27 protein-coding genes are annotated in these 21,839 nt (G+C 70.5%); 22 read left to right on the top strand and 5 right to left on the bottom strand.

Going from position 1 to position 21,839, the window contains the following annotated elements; translation table 11 throughout:
• Positions 1-4: 4 nt before the first annotated feature.
• On the bottom strand, positions 5-883 hold the full coding sequence (locus ACIRA5_RS35465) for a helix-turn-helix transcriptional regulator (protein ID WP_403698015.1): 879 nt from the start codon (positions 881-883) through the stop codon (positions 5-7).
• A 235-nt stretch (positions 884-1,118) separates the two neighbouring features.
• Here ACIRA5_RS35465 and ACIRA5_RS35460 point away from each other — a divergent pair, with 235 nt between their 5' ends.
• The 12 genes from ACIRA5_RS35460 to ACIRA5_RS35405 all read left to right on the top strand — a co-directional run bounded on the left by ACIRA5_RS35460 (position 1,119) and on the right by ACIRA5_RS35405 (position 8,867).
• On the top strand, positions 1,119-1,439 hold the full coding sequence (locus ACIRA5_RS35460; protein WP_403698013.1) for a carboxymuconolactone decarboxylase family protein: 321 nt from the start codon (positions 1,119-1,121) through the stop codon (positions 1,437-1,439).
• A 69-nt stretch (positions 1,440-1,508) separates the two neighbouring features.
• Positions 1,509-1,943 carry a cupin domain-containing protein gene (locus tag ACIRA5_RS35455; RefSeq protein ID WP_403698011.1) on the top strand — a complete coding sequence of 145 codons (435 nt, stop codon included), beginning with the start codon at positions 1,509-1,511 and terminating at the stop codon, positions 1,941-1,943.
• On the top strand, positions 1,940-2,797 hold the full coding sequence (locus ACIRA5_RS35450; protein ID WP_403698009.1) for an aldo/keto reductase: 858 nt from the start codon (positions 1,940-1,942) through the stop codon (positions 2,795-2,797). The genes ACIRA5_RS35455 and ACIRA5_RS35450 overlap by 4 nt, the downstream gene beginning before the upstream one ends.
• Before the next feature lie 153 nt (positions 2,798-2,950).
• Complete coding sequence (locus tag ACIRA5_RS35445) at positions 2,951-3,973, top strand: zinc-dependent alcohol dehydrogenase family protein (protein ID WP_403698007.1); 1,023 nt, start codon at positions 2,951-2,953, stop codon at positions 3,971-3,973.
• Positions 3,974-4,084: 111 nt separating this feature from the next.
• On the top strand, positions 4,085-5,041 hold the full coding sequence (locus tag ACIRA5_RS35440) for an NADP-dependent oxidoreductase (protein ID WP_403698006.1): 957 nt from the start codon (positions 4,085-4,087) through the stop codon (positions 5,039-5,041).
• Between the two features lie 86 nt (positions 5,042-5,127).
• Positions 5,128-5,895 carry a glucose 1-dehydrogenase gene (locus ACIRA5_RS35435; RefSeq protein WP_403698004.1) on the top strand — a complete coding sequence of 256 codons (768 nt, stop codon included), beginning with the start codon at positions 5,128-5,130 and terminating at the stop codon, positions 5,893-5,895.
• Positions 5,896-5,930: 35 nt separating this feature from the next.
• Positions 5,931-6,917, top strand: coding sequence for an aldo/keto reductase (locus tag ACIRA5_RS35430; protein ID WP_403698003.1), 987 nt, complete (start codon positions 5,931-5,933; stop codon positions 6,915-6,917).
• Between the two features lie 123 nt (positions 6,918-7,040).
• Positions 7,041-7,349 (top strand): DUF2255 family protein, encoded by a 309-nt coding sequence (locus ACIRA5_RS35425; RefSeq protein WP_403698149.1) that lies wholly within the window; start codon positions 7,041-7,043, stop codon positions 7,347-7,349.
• Positions 7,259-7,924, top strand: coding sequence for an SDR family NAD(P)-dependent oxidoreductase (locus tag ACIRA5_RS35420; RefSeq protein WP_403698002.1), 666 nt, complete (start codon positions 7,259-7,261; stop codon positions 7,922-7,924). The genes ACIRA5_RS35425 and ACIRA5_RS35420 overlap by 91 nt, the downstream gene beginning before the upstream one ends.
• 171 nt (positions 7,925-8,095) lie before the next feature.
• Complete coding sequence (locus ACIRA5_RS35415; RefSeq protein WP_403698000.1) at positions 8,096-8,449, top strand: cyclophilin-like fold protein; 354 nt, start codon at positions 8,096-8,098, stop codon at positions 8,447-8,449.
• A gap of 35 nt (positions 8,450-8,484) precedes the next feature.
• On the top strand, positions 8,485-8,646 hold the full coding sequence (locus ACIRA5_RS35410) for a hypothetical protein (RefSeq protein WP_403697998.1): 162 nt from the start codon (positions 8,485-8,487) through the stop codon (positions 8,644-8,646).
• A gap of 47 nt (positions 8,647-8,693) precedes the next feature.
• Positions 8,694-8,867, top strand: a complete 174-nt coding sequence (locus ACIRA5_RS35405) for a hypothetical protein (protein WP_403697996.1) — start codon at positions 8,694-8,696, stop codon at positions 8,865-8,867.
• Between the two features lie 147 nt (positions 8,868-9,014).
• On the opposite strand, the gene ACIRA5_RS35400 is transcribed toward ACIRA5_RS35405, so the two are convergent.
• Positions 9,015-9,284, bottom strand: a complete 270-nt coding sequence (locus tag ACIRA5_RS35400) for an alpha/beta fold hydrolase (RefSeq protein ID WP_403697994.1) — start codon at positions 9,282-9,284, stop codon at positions 9,015-9,017.
• A 53-nt stretch (positions 9,285-9,337) separates the two neighbouring features.
• On the opposite strand from ACIRA5_RS35400, the gene ACIRA5_RS35395 reads away from it, so the two are divergent.
• The 6 genes from ACIRA5_RS35395 (at position 9,338) to ACIRA5_RS35370 (ending at position 15,562) form a co-directional block, all read left to right on the top strand.
• Positions 9,338-9,487: a hypothetical protein gene (locus ACIRA5_RS35395; RefSeq protein ID WP_403697992.1), complete on the top strand. Its 150-nt coding sequence runs from the start codon at positions 9,338-9,340 to the stop codon at positions 9,485-9,487.
• Positions 9,488-9,673: 186 nt separating this feature from the next.
• Complete coding sequence (tcuA, locus tag ACIRA5_RS35390; protein WP_403697990.1) at positions 9,674-11,158, top strand: FAD-dependent tricarballylate dehydrogenase TcuA; 1,485 nt, start codon at positions 9,674-9,676, stop codon at positions 11,156-11,158.
• 12 nt (positions 11,159-11,170) lie between these two features.
• Positions 11,171-12,673, top strand: a complete 1,503-nt coding sequence (locus ACIRA5_RS35385; protein ID WP_403697988.1) for an aldehyde dehydrogenase family protein — start codon at positions 11,171-11,173, stop codon at positions 12,671-12,673.
• On the top strand, positions 12,666-13,505 hold the full coding sequence (locus ACIRA5_RS35380) for an N-acyl homoserine lactonase family protein (protein ID WP_403697986.1): 840 nt from the start codon (positions 12,666-12,668) through the stop codon (positions 13,503-13,505). The genes ACIRA5_RS35385 and ACIRA5_RS35380 overlap by 8 nt, the downstream gene beginning before the upstream one ends.
• A complete protein-coding gene (locus ACIRA5_RS35375; protein WP_403697984.1) occupies positions 13,502-14,632 on the top strand; it encodes an alcohol dehydrogenase catalytic domain-containing protein in 1,131 nt (376 codons plus the stop codon). The genes ACIRA5_RS35380 and ACIRA5_RS35375 overlap by 4 nt, the downstream gene beginning before the upstream one ends.
• Positions 14,633-14,698: 66 nt before the next feature.
• Positions 14,699-15,562: an enoyl-CoA hydratase/isomerase family protein gene (locus tag ACIRA5_RS35370; protein WP_403697982.1), complete on the top strand. Its 864-nt coding sequence runs from the start codon at positions 14,699-14,701 to the stop codon at positions 15,560-15,562.
• Here ACIRA5_RS35370 and ACIRA5_RS35365 read toward each other — a convergent pair.
• On the bottom strand, positions 15,553-16,380 hold the full coding sequence (locus tag ACIRA5_RS35365; RefSeq protein ID WP_403697981.1) for an SDR family NAD(P)-dependent oxidoreductase: 828 nt from the start codon (positions 16,378-16,380) through the stop codon (positions 15,553-15,555). The two genes, ACIRA5_RS35370 and ACIRA5_RS35365, sit on opposite strands and share 10 nt — an antisense overlap.
• Positions 16,381-16,460: 80 nt before the next feature.
• Between ACIRA5_RS35365 and ACIRA5_RS35360 the strand changes: the two genes are divergently transcribed.
• Positions 16,461-17,231, top strand: coding sequence for an SDR family NAD(P)-dependent oxidoreductase (locus ACIRA5_RS35360; protein WP_403697980.1), 771 nt, complete (start codon positions 16,461-16,463; stop codon positions 17,229-17,231).
• 10 nt (positions 17,232-17,241) lie between these two features.
• Here the strand turns inward: ACIRA5_RS35360 and ACIRA5_RS35355 are convergent, their stop codons facing one another.
• Complete coding sequence (locus ACIRA5_RS35355; RefSeq protein ID WP_403697978.1) at positions 17,242-18,006, bottom strand: crotonase/enoyl-CoA hydratase family protein; 765 nt, start codon at positions 18,004-18,006, stop codon at positions 17,242-17,244.
• 94 nt (positions 18,007-18,100) lie between these two features.
• Between ACIRA5_RS35355 and ACIRA5_RS35350 the strand changes: the two genes are divergently transcribed.
• Entirely contained in the window at positions 18,101-18,865 is a 765-nt protein-coding gene (locus ACIRA5_RS35350) for an SDR family NAD(P)-dependent oxidoreductase (RefSeq protein WP_403697976.1), read from the top strand.
• Positions 18,866-18,868: 3 nt separating this feature from the next.
• Here ACIRA5_RS35350 and ACIRA5_RS35345 read toward each other — a convergent pair whose 3' ends face one another.
• Positions 18,869-20,011: a CaiB/BaiF CoA transferase family protein gene (locus ACIRA5_RS35345; RefSeq protein WP_403697974.1), complete on the bottom strand. Its 1,143-nt coding sequence runs from the start codon at positions 20,009-20,011 to the stop codon at positions 18,869-18,871.
• A gap of 100 nt (positions 20,012-20,111) precedes the next feature.
• Here ACIRA5_RS35345 and ACIRA5_RS35340 point away from each other — a divergent pair, with 100 nt between their 5' ends.
• Together ACIRA5_RS35340 and ACIRA5_RS35335 are read left to right on the top strand one after the other, a co-directional pair.
• Complete coding sequence (locus ACIRA5_RS35340; RefSeq protein ID WP_403697973.1) at positions 20,112-20,558, top strand: Zn-ribbon domain-containing OB-fold protein; 447 nt, start codon at positions 20,112-20,114, stop codon at positions 20,556-20,558.
• Positions 20,555-21,763 (top strand): thiolase family protein, encoded by a 1,209-nt coding sequence (locus ACIRA5_RS35335; protein ID WP_403697971.1) that lies wholly within the window; start codon positions 20,555-20,557, stop codon positions 21,761-21,763. Before ACIRA5_RS35340 ends, ACIRA5_RS35335 begins: the two co-directional genes overlap by 4 nt.
• Positions 21,764-21,839 lie beyond the last annotated feature (76 nt).

The raw sequence follows: 21,839 nt of genomic DNA, 5'->3' as shown, positions 1-21,839 counted from the left end.
GCGGTCAGGATTCAGTATCGACGCGTTCTTGTTCGGTGGCGGCCCAGGACGCGAGCAGCATGAGGGAGTCGTGGTCGGGGGTGCCGGGTTCGGCGCTGTAGGCGGTGAGGGTCAGTCCAGCGTGGCCCGGCAGCTGCATGGCGTCGAAGTCGAGGGTGAACTCGCCGACGGCCGGGTGGCGAAAGGGCTTGCGTCCAGTGTGGTGCAGGCGCACGTTGTGCTTGGCCCATGCCGCACGGAACTCGTCGCTGCGGGTGACGAGTTCGCCGATCAGGCCGGTGAGTTCGCTGTCTGTCGGCGCGCGGCCGACTTCGGTGCGCAGCAGGGAGACGGTGGTGTTGACCGAGGCGTTCCAGTCGGGGAAGTAGTTGCGGCTGGTGGGGTCGAGGAACTGGAAGCGGGCGATGTTCACCGGGGTGGGGGCCGCGGTGGTGAACAGGGGGGCATACAGGGCGCGGCCGAGGTCGTTGACGGCGAGGATGTCGAGCCGACCGTTGCGGATGAAGGCCGGTGAGCCGGTCATGGACTCCAGGACCCGCTTGAGGCTGGCGGGGACAGTGGTCTTGGCCCGGCGGGTGGCGCGGCGGGCCGGGCGCCGGCGCTGGGCGGCGGCCAGGTCGCGCAGGTGGGAGCGTTCGGCGTCATCAAGCTGGAGGGCGTGGCAGAGCGCGTCGAGGACTTCTTCGGAGGCCCCGGCGAGCTGGCCGCGTTCCAGGCGGGCGTAGTAATCGATGCTGACCCCGGCCAGGAGGGCGACTTCCTCGCGCCGCAGCCCGGGCACCCTACGGTTTCCACTGCCGAAGGCGGGCAGGCCGGCCTGCTGCGGGGTGATCTTCGCGCGGCGGGTGGCGAGGAACTCGCGGATCTCGTGGGCGCTGTCCATGCCGTCCAGGCTAGGCGGGGTGGAGCAGAGGTGGGGGGTCCTGTCAGTACCTGTAACAGCAGTGCCTTCCCCGGGGCTGTGAGCTGCGGTTTCCTCGATGGTGGCAGTGCATGCGGCCTGTGGATCGCCGGAAGGCGGCGTTGATGGAGATGCCGTCGGGCCAGCGGTGACCGACCGTGAAATGCAGCCCTCATGAACGACTATTCGTGTCCGTATCGTCCCAGGGAGTCATCCGATGGCGAAGCAGTCCGCGCCCCAGGAGCTGGTCGGCATCGCGCCGAAGCTGGTCGAGATCAGCAACGAGGTGCTGTTCGCAGACGTGTGGGAGAGGCCGGAGCTGTCGCTGCGTGACCGGAGCCTGGTCACGGTCAGCGTGCTGGCTGCCCTGTACCGCACCGAGCAGCTGCCCTACCACCTGGGCAAGGCGCTGGAGAACGGGCTGAGCGTGCAGGAACTGTCGGAGGCCATCACGCACCTGGCCTTCTACGCCGGATGGCCCAACGCCATGACGGCGATCACGCAGCTGAAGAAGATCGCCGACGAGCAGTCCGCCTGACCTCCGGCGCGACGGCGCAACGACACCCCGCACGGCCGGTGGGGCGTGCTGAATCAAAAGGAAAACGAAATGGCTAGCAACGGATTTGATCAGATCTTCCCCCTCGGGGGGAAGAACGACGCCTTCGCGCAGTACTTCGTCGGCCAGAGCTACCTGGCTCCGCTCGCCTCGGGGAGCGTTCCCGTCAGTAACGTCTCCTTCGAGCCGGGCTGCCGCAACAACTGGCACATCCACCACGGCACCGCCGGCGGCGGGGACCAGATTTTGCTGTGCACGGCGGGCAGCGGCTGGTACCAGGCCGAGGGGGAGGACCCCGTCAGCATGGAACCGGGAACGGTGGTCCGCGTCCCGGCGGGCACGAAGCACTGGCACGGCGCGAAGGGCGACTCGTGGTTCTCCCACGTCGCCTTCATCACCCCGGGCGAAGACGTCAGCAACGAATGGCTCGAACCCGTCACCGACGAGGCGTACGGCGCGCTGCCGAAGAACGGAGCGAACGCATGACCGTCCTGGACGAGACCTACACGCTGTCCAACGGCGTCGAGATCCCCAAGCTGGGGCTCGGCACCTGGTTCATCGACGACGACAAGGCAGCCGACGCGGTCCGCACAGCCGTGGAGATCGGCTACCGCAACATCGACACCGCTCAGGCGTACGGCAACGAGCGCGGCGTCGGCGAGGGCGTGCGCACCTCTGGAGTGCCCCGCGACGAGCTGTTCGTCTCGAGCAAACTCGCTGCGGAGATCAAAGACTATGACCAGGCGGTCGACGCGATCGACGGCTCTCTCGTGAAGCTGGGCTTGGACCGCATCGACCTGATGCTCATCCACAGCCCGCAGCCGTGGGACGACTTCCGCGGCGGTGGCTACGACCAGGGCAACCGCGACGCATGGCGTGCCCTGGAGGAAGCACACCAGGCCGGCAAGATCCGATCCATCGGTGTCTCCAACTTCCAGCAGCACGATCTCGCGAACATCCTGCAGGGCGCGACCGTCGTCCCGCACGTCAACCAGCTGCTCGTCCACGCCGGCAACACCCCCTCCGAGCTCCTGGCCTATTGCGAGAGCAAGCACATCCTCGTCGAGGCGTACTCGCCGATCGCCCACGGCGCGATCCTGCAGAACGCCCAGGTCCAGGCGGTGGCAGAAAAGTACGGCGCGTCCATCCCCCAGCTGTGCATCCGCTACGCCCTGCAACTGGGCGCTGTGTCGCTGCCCAAGACGGCGAACCCCGAACACATGCGGTCCAACGCCGAGGTCGACTTCGAGATCTCCAGCGATGACATGAACGTCCTGCGGGACTTGCGCGATGTGGACTACGGCGAGCACAGCGTCTTCCCCGTCTACAGCGGCAAGTGACGCCAGACGAGCGCACCCCCCCCCGTGACGGCCAGCAGTACAAGGTGGCCCTGACCACAGCCGCCCGCTGAGGTCGACCCCTCTCCCTGCGGCGCCCCGGCCCGCTCTGTCGGGGCCGGCACGTTCGTTCCAACTGAGAAAGGCAGCATCACCATGCGCGGAGCGATTCTCCACGCCCCCGGCGACGTCCGCTTCGAGGAGCGTGACGACCCGAAGATCATCGACTCGACCGATGCAGTCGTCCGCACGGTGGCGACCTGCGTGTGCGGGTCGGACCTGTGGGACTACCGCGGCATCAATCCCGTCGAGCAGCCCGTCCCGTTCGGGCACGAGTACGTCGGCATCGTCGAGGAAGTCGGCGACGGGGTGAAGAACATCAAGCCGGGCCAGTTCGTCGTCGGCTCCTTCTTCGCCTCCGACAACACTTGCCCGAACTGCCGCAACGGCTACCAGACCAACTGCCTGCACCGCGAGTTCGTCGGCGCCGGCGGCTGCCAGGCGGAGAAGATCCGCATCCCGCTGGCGGACGGCACCCTCGTGGCCACCCCCGAGGTGCCCGACAGCCAGTATGTGCCGAGTCTGCTGGCGTGCTCCGACGTGATGGGCACCGGCTGGTACGCGGCCGTTGCCGCCGAAGTCCGCCCCGGCGACACGGTCGCGGTGGTCGGTGACGGCGCGGTCGGACTGTGCGCGGTCATCGCGGCCAAGGAACTCGGCGCGGAGCGGATCATCGCCATGTCGCGGCACGAGCCCCGTCAGAAGCTGGCTCGCGAGTTCGGCGCCACCGACATCGTCACGGAGCGCGGCGACGAGGGAGTGGCCCGGATCAAGGAGATGACCGGCGGGATCGGCGCCGACCGCGTGCTGGAGTGCGTGGGCACCGAGGAGTCGATGCAGCAGGCCCTGGGCTCCACCCGGCCCGGCGGCAACATCGGCTTTGTCGGCGTCCCCCACGATGTGGCGATCGACGGCACGGAGCTGTTCTACTCCCACGTCGGCCTGCGCGGCGGCCCCGCCCCCGTGCGCGCGTTCCTGCCCGATCTGATCGACCGGGTCCTTGCCGACCGGATCGACCCGGGCAAGGTCTTCGACCTGACCCTGCCCCTGTCCGAGGTGGCGGAGGGCTACAAAGCGATGGACGAGCGCCGCGCCATCAAGACCCTCCTCAAGCCCTGATCCGTTCCGGCCACCGCCCCCACGCAGCGCGGAGAACAGCGGGCGGCCGGGCACCCGGCCGCCCGCTGTTCTCCGCGCTCGTCCTTCTTTCAGTAGCTTGGAGTCATTTCTGTGGAGGCAATCGGTCTGACCGCCTACGGGCCGCCCGAGGTGCTGCAGCCGGTGGAGATCGCCGAACCACACGCCACGGCGGGCCAGGTCTGTATCCGAGTACGTGCTGCCGGTGTGAACCCGGCCGACGTCATGCTGCGCGACGGCTCGCTCGCCGACTGGTACAAGGACCTGACGCCGCCCTTCGTCCCGGGGATGGACGTGGCTGGCACGCTGGAGGAGATCGGCCCGGACGTGGCAGAGGACTACCCGCTGCGGTTGGGCGACGATGTCGTCGCCGTCGTCGACAACCACGGCAGCCGGGGCGGATACAGCCCCTACGTGGTCGTGCCAGCAGCATCGGTCACGGCCAAGCCGGCCGGCGCCGACTATCCCGCGGCGGCATCGTTCCTGATGAACGCGCTGACCGCCCGCTGCGCGCTCGACGCACTCGACCTGCCGGTCGGTGCCACGGTGCTCGTCACCGGGGCCGCCGGAGCCGTGGGCGGCTACGCCGTCCAGCTCGCCGCAGCCGCAGGACTGACCGCTGTCGCTGTGGCTTCCCGCGCCGACGAACACCTGGTGCGGGGTTTCGGCGCCCGGAAGTTCATCGACCGCGACAGCACGATCACCGAACAGGTGAGGGAACTGGTACCAGGCGGCGTGGACGGCCTGGTCGACGCGGCGATGCTGCACGAGCGGATCACTCCCGCAGTGCGCGACGGCGGCGCCATGGCGGTGCTGCGGTTCTGGGACGGCAATCCCGGACGGGGCATCACCGTGCACCCGATCAACGTGCGTGACCACGTCACCGACCACGACACCATCGAGCGCCTGCGGGAACAGGCGGAGCAAAGAGTGCTGGCGCTCCGGGTCGCCGGCACCTTCCCGGCCGACCATGCTCCTGCCGCCCACCGCAGGCTGGAACAAGGCGGCGTACGAGGACGCCTGATCCTGGAATTCCCGGTCCGTCCGTAACAGGAGGCGGCCCTAGGGAAAACGTGCGGTTGTATGCGCACCCGCTTATTTCCCCGGGCGTTTTCGCGCCAGGGCGAGGAGAAACGATGAACCCTACGTACGACTTCACCGGCCAGGTCGCCCTGGTCACTGGTGCCGCCTCCGGCATGGGCCTGACCACCGCCCGCGCCTTCGCTGAGGCCGGCGCGTCCGTCGTCCTGGCCGATCTCGACAGCGATGCCGCCGAACGGGCGGCCAAGGACCTCACCACCGCCGGCCACCAGGCCCTCGGCGTCGGGTGCGATGTCGCCGACGAGGCCCAGGCCGCCGCCATGGTCGAACGAGCGGTCGCAACCTTCGGTCGCCTGGACATGGCCTTCAACAACGCCGGCATCCAGGCCCCGCCGACGGACGCCGCAGACGAACCGGCCGAGGAATTCGACCACGTCAACGCGGTCAACCTGCGCGGCATCTGGACCTGCCAGAAACACGAGCTGCGACAGATGCGCGCCCAGGGCTCCGGCGCGATCGTCAACTGTTCCTCCCTCGGCGGCCTGGTCGGCCTGCCCGAACGCACCGCCTACCACGCCTCCAAGCACGGAGTGATCGGACTGACCAAGAGCGCCGCGCTGGAGTACGCCCCCCGGGGAGTACGCATCAACGCGGTGTGCCCCGGCACGATCGACACCCCGATGGTCGCCACCATGCTCGAAGGCCAGGCCGAGGCCATGGCCGAGATCATGAAACAGCAGCCCATCGGCCGTCTCGGCACCGCCGAGGAGATCGCCGCAGCCGTGCTGTGGCTGTGCAGTCCCGCCGCCAGCTTCGTCATCGGCATCGCCCTGCCCGTCGATGGCGGCTTCACCGCCCACTGATGGGCCCCTTACCTGCTACGCCAAGGAGATTCGACATGCATACACGCACCCTGGGACAGGGCCTGAACGTTTCCGCCCTCGGGCTGGGCGCCATGGGCATGTCCCAGTCCTACGGCCCCAATCCTGGCACCCGGCAGGACATGATCGAAGTCCTGCGCGGCGCCGTGGAGCGGGGCGTCACGTTCTTCGACACCGCTGAGGTCTACGGCCCCTACGTCAACGAGGAACTGGTGGGCGAGGCACTGGCGTCGGTACGCGACCAAGTGGTCATCGCCACCAAGTTCGGCTGGCGCATCGAGGACGGGCAGACGACCGGTCTGGACAGCAGCCCGGACCAGATCCGGCGCGTCGCCGACGCCTCCCTACGCCGCATGCGCACCGAGACGATCGACCTCTTCTACCAGCATCGCGTCGACCCCCAGGTGCCGATCGAAGAGGTCGCGGGCGCCGTCGGTGACCTCATCACGGCCGGGAAAGTACGGCACTTCGGCCTGTCCGAGGCGTCGGCTGCCACCATCCGCCGCGCCCACGCCGTTCACCCAGTGACCGCCGTGCAGAGCGAGTACTCGCTGTGGACCCGCGATCCCGAGCCGGAGGTCTTGCCGGCGCTGGCCGAACTCGGCATCGGCTTCGTCCCCTTCAGCCCGCTGGGCAAAGGGTTCCTCACCGGCACGGTCGATGCGGCGACCACATTCACCGACGGGGACGTCCGCCGCACGATCCCGCGGTTCAGCGACGACAACCGTGCCGCGAACCAGGCGCTGGTCGACCACGTGGCCACCCTCGCCAGGGTCAAGGACGCCACCGTCGGGCAGGTGGCACTGGCCTGGTTGCTGGCCCAGCACCCGTGGATCGTCCCCATCCCCGGAACGCGCCGCATCGAACGAGTTCAGGAGAACGCGGCAGCGACCGAGGTCGCGCTGTCGGCCGACGAGATGGCCGAGCTGAACGCCGTGGCAGCGAGCATCGGTGTGCACGGGGACCGCTACAACGAACACCACATGAGCCTGCTCGACGGCTGACCCAGCACATCCCGGGTGCCGGCGTGGGCCGACGACGGGTTCCGTGTGCGGGACCCGGGGGGGGGTGTGCCAATACCTGGAACAACGGTGCCTTCCCCGCACTCGTGACCAGGAGTTTCCTGGATACGTGCGGGAGGCCCCGGCGTCCCTGGGCCTTGCACATCGGTCAACACGCGGGTCGATGCCGCCTACGAGGCCAAGTACGGCCGCTACACCGGCTACGTCGAGCCCATGGTCGCCGACCAGGCCCGCGCCACCACCCTGCGCTTGACCCCACAGGACCGACCACAACGGGTCCTCCTCCCCAGCAAGGCCCCCGTCCTACCTTTCGGAGCTTCCTCATGCCCACCCTCGCCCTCATCGGAGCCGGCCCCGGACTCGGGGCAGCCGTCGCCCGCCGGTTCGGCCGCGAAGGCTTCGACATCGCGCTGATCTCCCGCAACTCCGAGCATCTGGATCCGCTCGCCGCCGATCTGAAGCAGCAGGGCGTGCACGCACGCGGATTCGCCGCCGACGTGACCAACACGCAGGCCCTGCGCGCCGCTCTGGATGCCGCCACCGCCACCCTCGGCCCGATCGAGGTCCTCCAGTACAGCCCCGTCCCGCACAAGGTCTTCATGAAGCCCGTCCAGGACACCACCGCCGCAGACCTTCACGGGCCGCTGGCGTTCTCGCTGTTCGGACCGATGGCAGCCGTCGAGCAGGTCCTGCCCGACATGCGTGAACGCGGGCGGGGCACAGTGCTGTTCGTCAACGGCGGCAGCGCGGTACGCCCGCACCCGCAACGCGCCGGGACCTCCATCGCGTTCGCCGCCGAAAGCGCCTACGCCCACATGCTCCACGACGCCCTGGCCGGCGAGCACATCCACGTCGCCCAGCTGATCATCCCCGGCGCCATCATCCCCGGCGATGAGCACACCGACCCCGACCAACTCGCCCGCACTCTGTGGACACTGCACGAGCAGCGCGGCGGCTTCCGGCACTACGCCTCACCCATGGACACCTGATCCCCGCCATCGACGCACACGCCGCATTGCCGCGTCGGCTCTGGCCGGGGCCAGGGTCTGGGCCGTCGCAGGTTGCACCACCACCGGTTCGGGAACCAGCTCCATCCTGGCCGCATCGACAGCAGCCACCAGCGGCACACCCGCCTTCACCGCCCCTCACGGGAGGACTCCATGAACATCCGGCTGACGAGCGACACCGGCAGCTTCGACGCCGTCTTGAACGACAGCCCGGCCGCCCGCGACTTCGCCGCCCTCCTGCCCCTATCACTGACCCTGAGCGACTACGCAGGAACCGAGAAAGTCAGCGATCTGCCCAAGAAGCTGTCCACCACCGGTGCCCCCGCCGGCACCGCCGCCCAGGCCGGCGACCTCACTTACTACGCCCCCTGGGGCAACCTCGCTCTTTTCTACAAGGACTTCCGCCACTCCGACGGCCTGGTGACACTCGGCCGTCTCACCTCCGGCATCGACCATTTCGCCAGCCCCAGCGGCGACTTCAAAGTCACCATCACCGCCGCCAACTGAACCCCGGCCCATCCCATACGCACAGGAGCACCTCCATGGCACGAGTCTTCGTTCTCGGCGCCACCGGCGGAATCGGCAGCCGCCTCCCCGCTCATCTCGCCGCCCGAGGCGATGACCCCCTCTCCCTGCACCGCGCCATTCTGGAACTCACCTGCGGCGACACCCCCGTCGCCCAGGCCGTCGCCGACGCCGCCTGACCCCTGGCAGCTGCAACGCAACGCCCGCATCCTGAGGAAGAACTCCGATGCTCGGTCTCGAAGTCGTCGTCCTGCTGGGCGTTGTGCTGCTGGCCGCCCACACCCTGGCCGACCGCTTCCGCATCGCCCCGCCCGTGCTCCTGCTGATCACCGGCGTCCTGCTGGGCTTCGTCCCCGCCCTTCGGGACGTGTTCCGGCCAGAACCGCCGCTACGGGGATGACGGTGAGGAACCGGTCTCGGGTGTGGAGCCAGGACTCCACCGTGGTCCGTTCCTCGTGGGTGAGGGAGCCGATGTCGGCTTCGCATGTGCCGACGAATTCGTCGATCTGCTGGATTTCACGGCGCGGCAGTTCCAGGTTCGCCGTGCTCAAGGGGCCCGGGGTGAGCACCCTGCCGTAGGCGCTTTGCAGCGCGGCGAGTTGCTCCGCCTTCCCGGCGCGCAATCGGCGCAGCTCGGGGCGAGTTCGGGCCGGTGTCCGAGTGCGGCGAGCGAGGCGTTGCAGCCCAGTGACGCCCCGACGAGAACCGGCGCGGTGCCGAGGTGCTCGACGATCTGGACGACGTCGGCGGCGAACCGCTCCAGGCGGTACTTCCCGTCGGGCGACCAGCCGCTCTCGCCATGGCCCCGCAGGTCCACGGCGACGGGTACCAGCCCGCCTCGGCGAGCGCGCGGGCGGTCGACCTCCAGGAATGCCGTGTCTGACCGCCGCCGTGCAGGAGGACGACCGGCGCGTCACCGCGCTCCCCGTACGCGTCGGCGGCGAGGAGAACCTCGTCGGCGCCGTCGAGGGTGAGCCGGGTGACGCGCACGGCTTCGGCCTGCGGCGTGAACCGCCGTGATTGCTCCCTCGGTTGTACGTCACCCAGGGGCATGTGTGTCTCCCACCTCGACGCGATCCGGGCTCAACTCGCCTTTATCTGCAGCACGTCGCTATAGAGTACACTCAATTATCCGACGAGTGGAGCAGCTGCGAACGCCGAACAGCGCACCGCGCCACCGGCATCGACGGACGACAGGGAGTGCGAATGACGCAGACCGAGGTGCTCGTGGTCGGCGCGGGCAACGCGGCGATGTGTGCGGCACTGGCGGCGCGGGAGGCGGGCGCCGAGGTACTGGTGCTCGAGCGGGCCCCGGAGGGCGAGCGCGGCGGCAACACCGCGTTCACGGCAGGGGCCATGCGCACGGTGTACGACGGGATCGACGACCTGAGGGCACTCATCCCCGATCTGCCCGAGGATGCCGAGGACACCACCGACTTCGGCAGCTACGGCGCCGAGGCGTTCTTCGACGACATGGCACGGGTCACTGACTACCGCGCCGACCCGGAGCTGGTCGAGGTTCTCGTCGGCCGCAGCCACGAGACGCTGCACTGGATGGCAGGCCACGGCGTACGGTTCGCCCCGGCCTACGGGCGGCAGGCGTTCAAGGTCGACGGGAAGTTCCGCTTCTGGGGCGGCCTGACGGTCGAAGTCGTGGGCGGTGGCGCCGGGTTGGTCGAACGGGAGCACAAGATCGCGGCCGAGGCGGGCATCGGGGTCCGCTACAACAGCCGGGCCGTCGACCTGCTGACCGACGACTCCGGGGTGCACGGCGTACGCGCGGTCGTCGACGGTGCCACGACGGAGATCGAGGCGCGCTCCGTGGTGCTCGCCAGCGGCGGCTTCCAGGCCGACGCCGAGTGGCGCACCCGCTATCTGGGGCCCGGCTGGGACCTCGCCAAGGTCCGCGGCACCCGCTTCAACACCGGTGCGGGACACCGTATGGCGCTGGCCGCGGGGGCGTCGCCCGCCGGGCACTGGTCCGGCTGTCACGCGGTGGGCTGGGACCGCAACGCGCCCGAGCACGGCGACCTCGCGGTGGGCGACGGCTTCCAGAAGCACAGCTATCCGTTCGGGATCATGGTCAACGCCGACGGCAGGCGCTTCGTCGACGAGGGCGCGGACTTCCGCAACTACACGTACGCCAAGTACGGCAGGCGGATCCTGGAGCAGCCGCACCAGATGGCGTGGCAGGTCTTCGACCAGCAGGCGACACATCTGCTGCGCGACGAGTACCGCATCAAGGAGGCCACCCGCGTCGAGGCCCCGACGCTTCAGGAGCTGGCACGCCGCATGGACGGGGTGGACGCCGACGGGTTCCTCGCGGAGGTCGCGGCGTACAACGCGGCGGTCCGCGGTGACGTCCCGTTCGATCCGACGGTGAAGGACGGACGAGGCACGAGGGGTCTCGCCGTGCCCAAGTCGAACTGGGCGAACACGCTGACACAGGGGCCCTTCCTGGCGTTCCAGGTCACCTGCGGAGTGACGTTCACCTTCGGCGGGCTGCGGATCACCCCGCAGGCACAGGTGCGCGGCGCCGAAGGACCCGTGCTGCCGGGGCTCTTCGCCTGCGGCGAGATCGTGGGTGGGCTCTTCTACCACAACTATCCGGGCGGTACGGGGCTCACCGCCGGCTCGGTGTTCGGGCGCATCGCGGGGACCCAGGCAGCCAAATACAGCACACTCTTTTAGAGGGGAGGGGCTATGCAGACCCATGACACGCAGACGCATGGCACGCAGACGCATGGCACGCAGACATTCGGCATGCGGATCGGTGGCGCCTGGGTGCCGGCCGCCGACGGCGGCACCTTCGACTCTCTCGACCCGGCGACCGGGAATCCCTGGGCGGCGATCGCCCGCGGCTCCGCGGCCGATGTCGACGCGGCGGTGCGCGACGCCGACGCGGCGTTCCGCTCCTCCGGCTGGCCGACGCTCACCGCGACGGACCGGGGCGTGCTCCTCACCCGTCTCGCCGACCTCGTACTGGAGCACCTTGAGGAGCTGGTCGAGGTCGAGTCACGGGACAACGGCAAATCCCGCAAGGAACTGAGGACTTCACTGCGCACCATGGCCGGCTGGTACCGCTACTACGGCGGCATGGCCGACAAGGTGCAGGGCGAGGTGATCCCCGTGGACCGCGCGGCCTCGCTCAACTACACGGTCCTCGAACCGTACGGGGTCGTCGCGGCGATCCTGCCGTGGAACTCCCCGCTGCGCCTGGCGGCGTGGAAGGTGGCGCCCGCCCTCGCCGCGGGGAACGCGGTCGTGCTCAAGCCCAGTGAGCACGCCAGCGCCTCCAACCTGGTGTTCAACGAGCTGTTCACGAAGGCCGGTTTCCCGCCGGGCGTCGTCAATGTCGTCACCGGGCTCGGCCCCGAGGTGGTCCCGGATCTGGTCGCCCACCCTCTCGTGCGCAAGGTGTCGTTCACGGGTGGGGTGGGCGCCGGTCGGCTCGTCGGAGAGCTGGCGGCCCGTCATCTCACGCCCTGCACACTGGAGTTGGGTGGCAAGTCCCCCCAGATCGTGTTCGCCGACGCCGATCTGGACCGCGCGGCCGACGGGATCTGCGCCGGGGTCTTCGCCTCGGGCGGGCAGACCTGCCTGGCCGGTTCGCGGCTGCTGGTCCACGCGGCGGTGCACGACGCCCTGCTCGCGCGGATCACGGAGCGCGCCGCGCGCCTGCGGGTGGGCGATCCGGCCGACCCGGCGACCGATGTCGGCCCGGTGGCCACCGCGACGCAGTACGCGGCGATCCAGGAGCACATCGAGGCGGCCCGCGCGTCCGGCGCGGTTGCCGTCCTCGACGAACCCGACGCTACCGGGCGCTTCGCGCTGCCGACCGTCTTCGACGGCGTCGGGCGCCACGACCGACTCTTCCAGGAGGAGGTGTTCGGACCCGTGCTCGCCGTGACGTCGTTCGACACGGAGGACGAGGCGGTGGAGCTCGCGAACGACGTGCCGTTCGGCCTGGCGGCCGGGGTCTGGACCCGCGACCTCGCCCGTGCGCACCGTGTCGCGGGACGGGTGGAGGCGGGCACCGTCTGGATCAACACGTACCGCAACACGGTCCCCCAGTCTCCGTTCGGCGGCTACAAGGCCTCCGGTGTGGGGCGCGAGAGCGGCTTCGACGGGATCAGGGAGTACCTGCGGACGAAGAGCGTATGGGTCGATCTGGCCGGTCCGGCGGAGGGGAGCGGGAATGCCTGACACCGACGGACCCGGGTACCGGGTCTTCGCCCTTCGCTACGGGGCCAATCCTCGCCGACGCCGCTACGAGAACGTGATCCATCTGCAGCCGGGGGGCTGTCACGACGCGGCCATGCCCATGGACTTCTTCGTCTGGGCCGTGGTCGGCGCGGACCGCGTCGTCCTCGTCGACACCGGCTCGGGGCCCGGGACGATGACGGCGCGCGGCCACGATCACCACCGCGCGCCCCGCGCCGCCCTCGCCGACGTCGGCCTCGACGCGACGGAGGTCGACGACGTCGTCACGACCCATCTGCACTGGGACCACGCGGGCACCATCGGTGACTTCCCGCGGGCGCGGCTGCACATCCAGCGCGCCGAACTGGCGCACGCCACCGGGCCCGCGATGTGCAGCCCGTTCCTGCGCAGGCCGTACGACAGGCCCCAACTGACGCACTGGCTGGGCGCGTTGCACGAGGGCCGGGTCGTCTTCCACGACGGCGACGGCGAGATCGCGCCGGGCGTCACGGTCCACCGGGTCGGCGGTCACACCCCGGGCATGCAGGTGGTCCGCGTCGCCACCGCGCGCGGGAACGTCGTGCTCGCCTCGGACGCCGTGCACTACTACGAGAACCTCACCACCGAGAACCCGTTCCCGGTCCTGGTCAGCACCATCGACTACATCGAGGCGCTGAAAATCGTCGCGCGCCTGGCGGACGGGCCCGACCACATCGTCCCCGGCCACGATCCGCTCGTACTGCGCCGGTTCCCCCCGGCCGCTCCCGGTCTGGACGGGGCGGTGGCGCTCCACCTGTCTCCAGCCCCCCTGCCCGAAGCGGCGGTGCGGGCATGAAGATGCGTGCCGCTGTGCTGCGTACCGCGGGCGCCGAGCCGCCGTTCACGCGGAGCCGCCCCTTCGAGGTGACCGAGGTCGACCTGGCGGGACCCGGGCCCGGCGAGGTCCTCGTCCGGATCGCCGCGGCCGGGATCTGCCACTCCGACCTGTCCGCCGTCACCGGGGCCCGGCCCCGCAAGCTGCCCGCCGTGGCGGGGCACGAAGCGGCCGGCGTGGTCGAGGAGTTGGGCGAGGGCGTGACAGGACTCGCGCCCGGTGACCACGTGGTGATGGTCTTCGTGGCGAGCTGCGGCGACTGCGCCCTGTGCCTGGCCGGACGGCCGGCACTCTGCCAGGCGTCGTGGCGCTCGCGCGCCGACGGCACCCTGCCCACCGGTGCACGCAGGCTCAGCCTGGACGGTGAGCCGCTGCACCACTGGAGCGGCGTCTCCGCCTTCGCCGAGTACGCCGTCGTCACCCCGCGGTCCCTGGTCCGGATCGAGCCGGACGTGCCGCTGGACATCGCGGCGATCTTCGGATGCGCGGTGGTGACCGGCGTGGGCGCGGTGCTCAACACGGCGCGGCTGCGCCCCGGTTCGTCCGCCGCCGTCATCGGCCTCGGCGGGGTGGGCCTGAGCGCCCTGCTCGGCGCGGTCGCGGCCGGCGCGGCCCGAATCGCCGCGATCGACCTGTCCCCCGCCAAGCTCGACCTGGCGCGCGAGCTGGGGGCGACCCATGTGTACGACGCGTCCGGGCCGGACTGCGCCGAGCGGATCGTCGACGAGTTCGGCGCGGCGGACCACGTCCTGGAGTTCGCCGGGGCCGCGGCCGCCGCCCGCCTCGGGTACGCGATCACCGGGCGCGGCGGCGTCCTGGTCACGGCCGGCCTTCCCGATCCCGCTGCGCGGCTCGACCTGCCCCTGGCAGATCTGGTGGCCACCGAGCGTACCGTCAGGGGCAGTTACATGGGCAGCGCGTCGCCGCGCCGCGACATCCCCCGCTACCTGGAGCTCTATCGCGCGGGCCGACTCCCGGTCGACCGGCTCCGGTCGGCCGCCGTACCGCTCGACGACATCAACCGCGCCTTCGACCGGATGGCATCAGGCGCGTCCGTACGCGATGTCGTACGGCCGGGCGGCCACTGAGAACCCCGGCACCACGACGTCCGACCGAGAACCCCACCACCACGACGCACCCGTGAGGACCCCACCATGGACGAAGACGTGCTCTACGAGAAGGACCCGGCCACCCACATCGCCCGCCTGACGCTCAACCGCCCGGACAAGCTCAACGCGATGACCCTGCCCATGTACGAGCGCATCGTCGCCTGCCTGGACGACGTGGCCGAGGACGACGACATCAAGGTCGTCATCCTGCGCGGAACGGGCGAGAACTTCACCGCGGGCGTCGACATGAACGAGGTGTACGACTGGTACAGCACGCCGAATGATGCCGGTGAGGTCAACGGCCGCAAGCGGCGCCCCAGTCAGCGCCGCCGCCTCGTGGTCGACCGCCGGACCTCGCACGTCTACAACCGCGTCACATACCACCCGAAGGTCGTCATCGCCGAGATCCGCGGTTACGCGCTCGGCGGCGGCCTGGAGTTCCTGATGGGCTCCGACATGTGCGTGGTCGGCGACGACGCCAAGCTGGGCATGCCCGCCACCCGCTACCTGGGCCCCGTCCTCGGCGATCTCCACCTGTTCTTCCACCGCCTCGGCCCCGTTCTCACCAAGGACCTGCTCCTGACGGGCCGGATCGCACCCGCCGCCGAGCTGGCCCCGCTCGGGATCTTCACGCGGTACGTCCCCGCGGACCGGGTGCATGAGACGGCCGAGGAACTCGCCTCCCAGGTCGCGCGCATGCCGGCGGACGGGATCGTCATCGCCAAGGAGGCGTACCGGCTGGTCGAGCAGAGCATGGGAATGGGCCTGTCCGAGGTGAGCAGCTACCTCCTGCACGCGTACGGGACGAACCTCCAGTTCGAGAAGGACGAGTTCAACTTCGTACAGAAGCGGTCCTCGGAAGAGAGCCTGGCCGAGACGTTCGACAAGGCCGAGCGCTTCTACGGGTGATCACCCCTCCGCTTCCCGAGGCCGTCGAGGACGGCGCGCTCGAACTCCGCGTCACCGACGGTGTGCCGCTGGGCGAGGATGCGCGCGCCGTCCGCGCCGATCGGGACACGCAGCGGCGGATCGTCGCGGTGCACCAGGTCGGCGATGGCGGCCGCCGCCTGCTCGGCGGTGAGCGCGGCGGCACGCATGCTCTGCAGGAACCGGAAGGCGCGTTCGGTGAGTTCGCGGTACGGGGCTTCGGTGACCTCGACGGGCAGCCGGTTCGTGCCGAACGACGAGACCACGGCGGCCGGTTCGGCCACGACGACGTCCACACCGGATCCGGCGAGTTCGAGGCGGAGAGTCTCGCTCAGCGCTTCCAGGGCCGTCTTGCTCGCGGCATAGACGCCGAGCAGGGGGTAGCCGCGCTGCGCGGCCGAACTGATGTTGATCACCCGGCCCCGGCCCGCGGCCCGCATGGCGGGCAGGAACGCCTGGGCGGTGCGCAGCATGCTCCACACATTGGTGTCGAAGACCCGCCGCGCGGTGTCCGGCGGCATCGCTTCGAGCGGCGCCCAGGCGGTGACGCCGGCGTTGTTGACCAGCACGTCGACGTGGCCGGCCGCCTTGGCGGCGGCCGTGACGGACTCGTCGTCGGTCACGTCGAGCACGAGCCGTTCGGCGACCGGCAGTTCGGCCAGCGGGCCGAGCTCGCGCGCGGTGGCGACGACATGGTGTCCACGCCGCGCCAACTCCGTACAGAGCGCCCGGCCGATGCCCGACGTACACCCCGTGATCAGGACCCGTGCCGGATTCCGTTCGCTCCACCCGAGAGGCATGTACCGCTCCTTCACCATCGGCGACAACCCATCACCATTCATTTCAGTATCCTGATTTAACTGGCAGAGAGGAACCCCACATGGACGTCCAGGGCGCATCCGCGATCGTCACCGGTGGAGCCGGCGGACTCGGCGCGGCCACGGCACGGCAGTTGACGGCCCACGGCGTGAGCGTGGTGATCGCCGACCTCGCCGAGGACGCCGGCAAGGACCTCGCCGACCAGCTCGGCCCGCTCGCCCGGTATGTGCACACCGACGTCACCGACGAGGACTCGGTACGTCGAGCGGTCGACGCGGCAGGCGAGTTGGGCCCGTTGCGGATCGCCGTCACGGCGCACGGCGGGCCGGTGGCGAGCAGCCGCGTCCTCGACCGCGCGGGCGAGCCGTACGGCCTGGACGTCTTCCGCCGCACCCTCGACATCTACCTGGTCGGCACTTTCAACACGCTGCGCCTGGCCGCGGCGCGGATGGTGCGGACCGAGCCCCTCGACTCGGGCCAGCGGGGCGTGGTCGTCAATACGGCCAGCATCGCCGCGTTCGAGGGACAGGTCGGCCAGTCCGACTACGCCGCGGCCAAGGGCGGCGTAGTCGGCCTCGGCCTGGTCGCGGCCCGCGATCTCGCCCCGCTGGGGATCCGGGTGATGACGATCGCGCCGGGTACGTTTTTCACCCCCGCGTTCCGGATGAGCGAGGAGGACGCCCAGGAGCGCTGGGGCACCACGATCCCGAACCCGCGGCGCATGGGCCGCCCCGAGGAGTACGCCCGCCTGGTGTGGTCGATCGTCGACAACGACTACCTCAACGGCGAGGTGATCCGCCTGGACGGCGCGCACCGCTTCGGCTCCCGGTGACCGCTCCCCGTCAGCGGCCCGTCCACTGCGGCGGCCGCTTCTCCGCGAAAGCGCGGGCGCCCTCCTGGGCGTCCTGCGACGCCAGGATCGCCTGGATCAGCGGCTCCTGGCCGACGAAGCCCTCCTCGACGGTGCGGTCGGTCGCACTGTCGAGGATCTCCTTGGTGACCCGGACCGCGAGGGGGCCGTTGGCGGTGATGCGCCCGGCCAGGGCCAGCGCGCCCGCGAGCGCTCCGCCGGATGCCGTCAACTCGTTGACCAGACCGAAGCGATGGGCGTCGGCGGCGCTCAACGAGTCGCCCGTCAAGGCGAGTTGCATCGCCACGGCACGCGGGATACGGCGCGGCAGTCGCAGCAGGCCGCCGGCCGCGGCGACCAGGCCGCGCTTGACCTCAGGTATCCCGAACCGTGCGTCCTCGGCGGCCACGACGAGGTCGCAGGCGAGCGCGAGTTCGCAGCCGCCCGCCAGGGCCCACCCCTCGACGGCGGCGATCAACGGCTTGCGCGGCGGACGCCGGGTGATCCCGGCGAGCCCTCGGCCCGGCAGCGACACGTCCTCACCGGCCAGGAACGCCTTGAGGTCCATGCCGGAGCAGAACGTGCCGCCGGTTGTCGCGAGGACGCCGAGACAGAGGTCGTCGCGCGCGTCGAGTTCGTCGACGGCGGCGGCGATCGCCTCGCTCACCTCGCGGTTGACCGCGTTACGCGCCTCGGGCCGGTTGAGGGAGACGACGAGCACCCGTTCCCGCTGCTCGACGATCACGCTGTCTGCCATGGAGCCACTCCCGTACACAGTCGGTGGGTTACCGCCCTAGCGATATAATTGAGTGTACTTTTATCTATGTCACCGGGAAAGAAGGGGTACTGCGATGAAACTGTCGGACGGCGACGTGGCCGTGGTCACGGGAGGCGGTTCCGGGCTCGGCGAGGCGACGGCCCGCCGGCTCGTGCAGGACGGCGTACAGGTGACCGTCCTCGACCTCAAGGGCTCGCGCGGCGCCGAACTCGTGGAAGAATGCGGCCCGTTGGCGGCCTTCGTGCCGGCCGACGTCACGGACGAGGACGAGGTCGGCGCGGCGCTCGACGCCGCCGAGGCACGGGGCCCGGTGCGCCTCCTCGTCAACTGCGCGGGGATCGGCACCCCCGGTCGTGTCCTCGGCCGCGGCGGCGTGCTGCCACTGGCCGAGTTCCGGCGCGTGGTCGAGGTGAACCTGGTCGGCACCTTCAACGTCGTGCGCCTGGCCGCCGACCGGATGGCGCGCAACGAGCCGGTCGACGGCGAACGCGGGGTCATCGTCATGACGGCGTCGGTCGCCGCGTTCGAGGGGCAGATCGGCCAGGTCGCGTACGCCGCCAGCAAGGGAGGCGTGCACGCGATGACCATCACCGTCGCGCGTGACCTGGCGGACAAGCTGATCCGGGTGAACACCATCGCGCCGGGCATCTTCCTCACACCGATGCTGATGAAGCTCCCCGACGACGCACGGGCGTCGCTGGGCTCGCAGGTCCCGCACCCGGCCCGCCTCGGCGACCCGGGCGAGTACGCGGACCTCGTCGACGCGCTCGTACGCAATCCCATGCTCAACGGGGAGACGGTCCGCCTGGACGGGGCGATCCGTATGGGGCCGCGCTGAGCGTCACGGCCAGGAGCGCGGCGCCTCACCCTCGGGTTCGGGCTCCTTGAGGCCCCACTCCCTGAGCACCTCGGCGGTGTGCTCCCCCGCCGTGGGCGCCGCGCCGCCCCTGCGGGCCGGGGTGCGCGAGAAGCGGGGCGCCGGAGCCGGGAGGGGAGTTCCGGCGCCCTCCTCGTCCGCCACCAGCACGCCGCGCGCCGCGAGTTGGGGGTGCTCCGCCGCCTCCGCGAAGGAGAGGACCGGCGCCACACAGGCATCCGTGCCCGCGAAGATCTCCGTCCACTCGGCGCGCGTGCGCCCCGCGAACGCCTCGGCGAGCACGGCGCGCAGCTCGGGCCAGCGGGCGGTGTCGTGCTGCGGCGGCGCGCCTTCGAGGCCGAGAACGCGCACGAGTGCGGCGAAGAAGCGCGGCTCGACCGCGCCTACGGCCATCCACTCGCCGTCTGCCGTCTCATAGACGTCGTAGTAAGGGGCCCCGGTGTCCAGCGGATTGACGCCGCGTTCGTCGCGCCACAGGCCCGCCGCCCGCACCCCGTGCACGAACGCGGTCAGCGAGGCCGTGCCGTCCACGATCGCCGCGTCGATCACCTGGCCGCGCCCGGACCGCTCCCGCTCCCACAGCGCGGCCTGCACGCCGGCAAGGAGGAACATGCTGCCGCCCGCGAAGTCGCCGAGCAGATTGAGCGGCACCTGCGGCGGCCCGCCCACCCTCCCGATCGCGTGCAGGGCCCCGGTGACGGCGATGTAGTCGATGTCGTGCCCGGCCATCTGGCTCCACGGCCCCGTCTGCCCCCAGCCGGTCACCCGCCCGTAGACCAGGCGCGGGTTGCGCCGCAGACATACGTCGGGGCCGATGCCGAGGCGCTCGGCGACGCCGGGGCGGTAGGGCTCCAGAAGCACGTCCGCCCGGTCGGCGAGCCCCAGGAACGCCTCGACGCCCGCCCCCGACTTCAGGTCCACGAGCACCGACCGCCGACCCCGCCCCAGCACGGGCCACGGCGGGTCCTGCGGCTGGCCCGGCCGGTCGACCCGTACGACGTCGGCCCCCATCTCCGCGAGCAGCAGAGCGGTGTACGGAGCCGGGCCGAGGCCCGCCAACTCCAGTACGCGCAGCCCCTCCAGGGGCCCGCCGGCGGCAGCCGCCATCAGTTCCTCCCCGATCCGATTCGGTCGCGCAAGCGACTGTCGCTCCGTCGCGACAGGGTCTAGATTCCAGAGTAGAGGATACTTTATTCGGGAGAGATGTATGCCGTCCGATGTCCCCGCGCGTTCCGCACCCCCGGTGATCCCCTTGGTCGACTACCTCGAACTCGGCCCGCACCCACGCCTCGTGGCACGGGAGTGCCGCACGTGCTCCGCCCGCTTCTTCGACCGGCGCAACGCCTGCGCGTCCTGCGGCTCGACCGCCGGATTCGACGCGGTGCCGCTGCCCGTCGAGGGGGTGCTGCGCACGTTCACCGTGGTCTCGGTCGCAGCTCCCGGCGTTCCGGTGCCGTACGCGGCCGGGGTCGTGGACCTCGGTGGCACCAGCGTGCGGGCGAACCTCGTGAACGTGAAACCCGACCCGCTGCAACTGCGCACCGGCATGGCCGTGCGACTCGCCACGTTCGGCCTCGGCACCGATCGCGAGGGGATCACCGCGATCGGCTTCGGCTTCGAACCCGGCGAACCCCAGGAGAGGCAGAGCACGTGACGGACAGCGTCTGGATCCTCGGGATCCACATGACCAAGTTCGGCAAACACCGGGACAAGGACCTGGTGGACCTCGCCGCCGAGGCCTCGCTCGGCGCGCTCGCCGACGGCGGGGTGAGCATCAAGGACATCCAAGTGCTCGCCGCGGGCAATGTCACCGGCGGACCGGCCGGCGTCGGCCAGCGCCTGCAGAAGCAGATCGGACAGACCGGCATCCCCGTCTACAACGTCCACAACGCCTGCGCCACCGGAGCGACCGCGCTGCGCACCGCCGTCATGGCGATCAAGGCGGGCGAGGCCGACCTCGCCCTCGCCGTCGGCGTGGAACAGCTTTCGGGGGCAGGCCTGTTGGGGGTCACCGGCGGCGAACGGGCCGACGGCGAACCGTGGATCCCACAGGGCCGATACGGCAGCGTCGCGCCGATGGACGGCTGGGTGGGGACCGAGACCATGCCGGGGGTCTTCGCCCAGATCGGCCTGGAATACCTGCACCAACACCCTTATTCCGGGACGCCGTTGGAGCTGTTCGCCCGGATCAGCGAGAAGAACCACGCGCACTCCACGCTCAACCCCCTTGCCGCGTACACGAAGCGGATGAGCCTCGACCAGATCATGAACGACGTGATGGTGGCGTACCCCAACACGCGCCCCATGTGCTCCGCCAACTGCGACGGCGCCGCGGCAGCCGTCCTCGTCTCGGACGCCGCGCTGCGCCGTCTCGACCCCGAGCAGCGCAGGCGCGCGGTCAAGGTGTCCGCCTCGGTACTCACCAGCGACCCGTGGCAGGAGGCGTGCCAAGTCCTCCCGGATGTCAGCACGCTGACGCGACAGGCCGCGCGGACCGCGTACGAGACCGCCGGCATCGAGCCCGAGGACCTGGACCTGGTGGAGCTCCACGACTGTTTCGCCACCGCCGAGTTGATCCACTACGACAACTTGCTGCTCTGCCCTCCGGGTGGCGCCGTCGACTTCTTCGACAGCGGCGCCACCTGGCGGGACGGACGACTCCCGGTGAACGTCTCCGGCGGCCTCCAGTCCAAAGGCCATCCGATCGGCGCGACCGGCATCGCCAATGTCTGGGAGGTCTGCCAACACCTGCGCGACGAGGGCGGCGACCGGCAGATCGAGGGCGCCCGTGTCGGCCTCGCGCACGTGATCGGCCTGGGCCAGGCGTGCGGGGTCCACATCCTCGAACGCGCCGCCTGAGCACCCCCGTAGCCGCGTCACGAGCCCAGGAACGGACGCGTCACGAACCCAGAAGCCGACGCGTCACGAACCCAGG

Source organism: Streptomyces sp. NPDC096311 (genome assembly GCF_044763085.1).
Lineage (GTDB): Bacteria > Actinomycetota > Actinomycetes > Streptomycetales > Streptomycetaceae > Streptomyces.
This window is presented reverse-complemented; position numbering and strand designations above follow the sequence as displayed.

Excerpts from the sequence above, each read along its gene's own strand:
- ACIRA5_RS35465 (WP_403698015.1), bottom strand. The coding sequence starts at position 883 with ATGGACAGCGCCCACGAGATCCGCGAGTTCCTCGCCACCCGCCGCGCG.
- ACIRA5_RS35460 (WP_403698013.1), top strand. The coding sequence starts at position 1,119 with ATGGCGAAGCAGTCCGCGCCCCAGGAGCTGGTCGGCATCGCGCCGAAG.
- ACIRA5_RS35455 (WP_403698011.1), top strand. The coding sequence starts at position 1,509 with ATGGCTAGCAACGGATTTGATCAGATCTTCCCCCTCGGGGGGAAGAAC.
- ACIRA5_RS35450 (WP_403698009.1), top strand. The coding sequence starts at position 1,940 with ATGACCGTCCTGGACGAGACCTACACGCTGTCCAACGGCGTCGAGATC.
- ACIRA5_RS35445 (WP_403698007.1), top strand. The coding sequence starts at position 2,951 with ATGCGCGGAGCGATTCTCCACGCCCCCGGCGACGTCCGCTTCGAGGAG.
- ACIRA5_RS35435 (WP_403698004.1), top strand. The coding sequence starts at position 5,128 with ATGAACCCTACGTACGACTTCACCGGCCAGGTCGCCCTGGTCACTGGT.
- ACIRA5_RS35430 (WP_403698003.1), top strand. The coding sequence starts at position 5,931 with ATGCATACACGCACCCTGGGACAGGGCCTGAACGTTTCCGCCCTCGGG.
- ACIRA5_RS35420 (WP_403698002.1), top strand. The coding sequence starts at position 7,259 with ATGCCCACCCTCGCCCTCATCGGAGCCGGCCCCGGACTCGGGGCAGCC.
- ACIRA5_RS35415 (WP_403698000.1), top strand. The coding sequence starts at position 8,096 with ATGAACATCCGGCTGACGAGCGACACCGGCAGCTTCGACGCCGTCTTG.
- ACIRA5_RS35410 (WP_403697998.1), top strand. The coding sequence starts at position 8,485 with ATGGCACGAGTCTTCGTTCTCGGCGCCACCGGCGGAATCGGCAGCCGC.
- ACIRA5_RS35405 (WP_403697996.1), top strand. The coding sequence starts at position 8,694 with ATGCTCGGTCTCGAAGTCGTCGTCCTGCTGGGCGTTGTGCTGCTGGCC.
- ACIRA5_RS35395 (WP_403697992.1), top strand. The coding sequence starts at position 9,338 with ATGCCGTGTCTGACCGCCGCCGTGCAGGAGGACGACCGGCGCGTCACC.
- tcuA (WP_403697990.1), top strand. The coding sequence starts at position 9,674 with ATGACGCAGACCGAGGTGCTCGTGGTCGGCGCGGGCAACGCGGCGATG.
- ACIRA5_RS35385 (WP_403697988.1), top strand. The coding sequence starts at position 11,171 with ATGCAGACCCATGACACGCAGACGCATGGCACGCAGACGCATGGCACG.
- ACIRA5_RS35380 (WP_403697986.1), top strand. The coding sequence starts at position 12,666 with ATGCCTGACACCGACGGACCCGGGTACCGGGTCTTCGCCCTTCGCTAC.
- ACIRA5_RS35375 (WP_403697984.1), top strand. The coding sequence starts at position 13,502 with ATGAAGATGCGTGCCGCTGTGCTGCGTACCGCGGGCGCCGAGCCGCCG.
- ACIRA5_RS35370 (WP_403697982.1), top strand. The coding sequence starts at position 14,699 with ATGGACGAAGACGTGCTCTACGAGAAGGACCCGGCCACCCACATCGCC.
- ACIRA5_RS35365 (WP_403697981.1), bottom strand. The coding sequence starts at position 16,380 with ATGCCTCTCGGGTGGAGCGAACGGAATCCGGCACGGGTCCTGATCACG.
- ACIRA5_RS35360 (WP_403697980.1), top strand. The coding sequence starts at position 16,461 with ATGGACGTCCAGGGCGCATCCGCGATCGTCACCGGTGGAGCCGGCGGA.
- ACIRA5_RS35355 (WP_403697978.1), bottom strand. The coding sequence starts at position 18,006 with ATGGCAGACAGCGTGATCGTCGAGCAGCGGGAACGGGTGCTCGTCGTC.
- ACIRA5_RS35350 (WP_403697976.1), top strand. The coding sequence starts at position 18,101 with ATGAAACTGTCGGACGGCGACGTGGCCGTGGTCACGGGAGGCGGTTCC.
- ACIRA5_RS35345 (WP_403697974.1), bottom strand. The coding sequence starts at position 20,011 with ATGGCGGCTGCCGCCGGCGGGCCCCTGGAGGGGCTGCGCGTACTGGAG.
- ACIRA5_RS35340 (WP_403697973.1), top strand. The coding sequence starts at position 20,112 with ATGCCGTCCGATGTCCCCGCGCGTTCCGCACCCCCGGTGATCCCCTTG.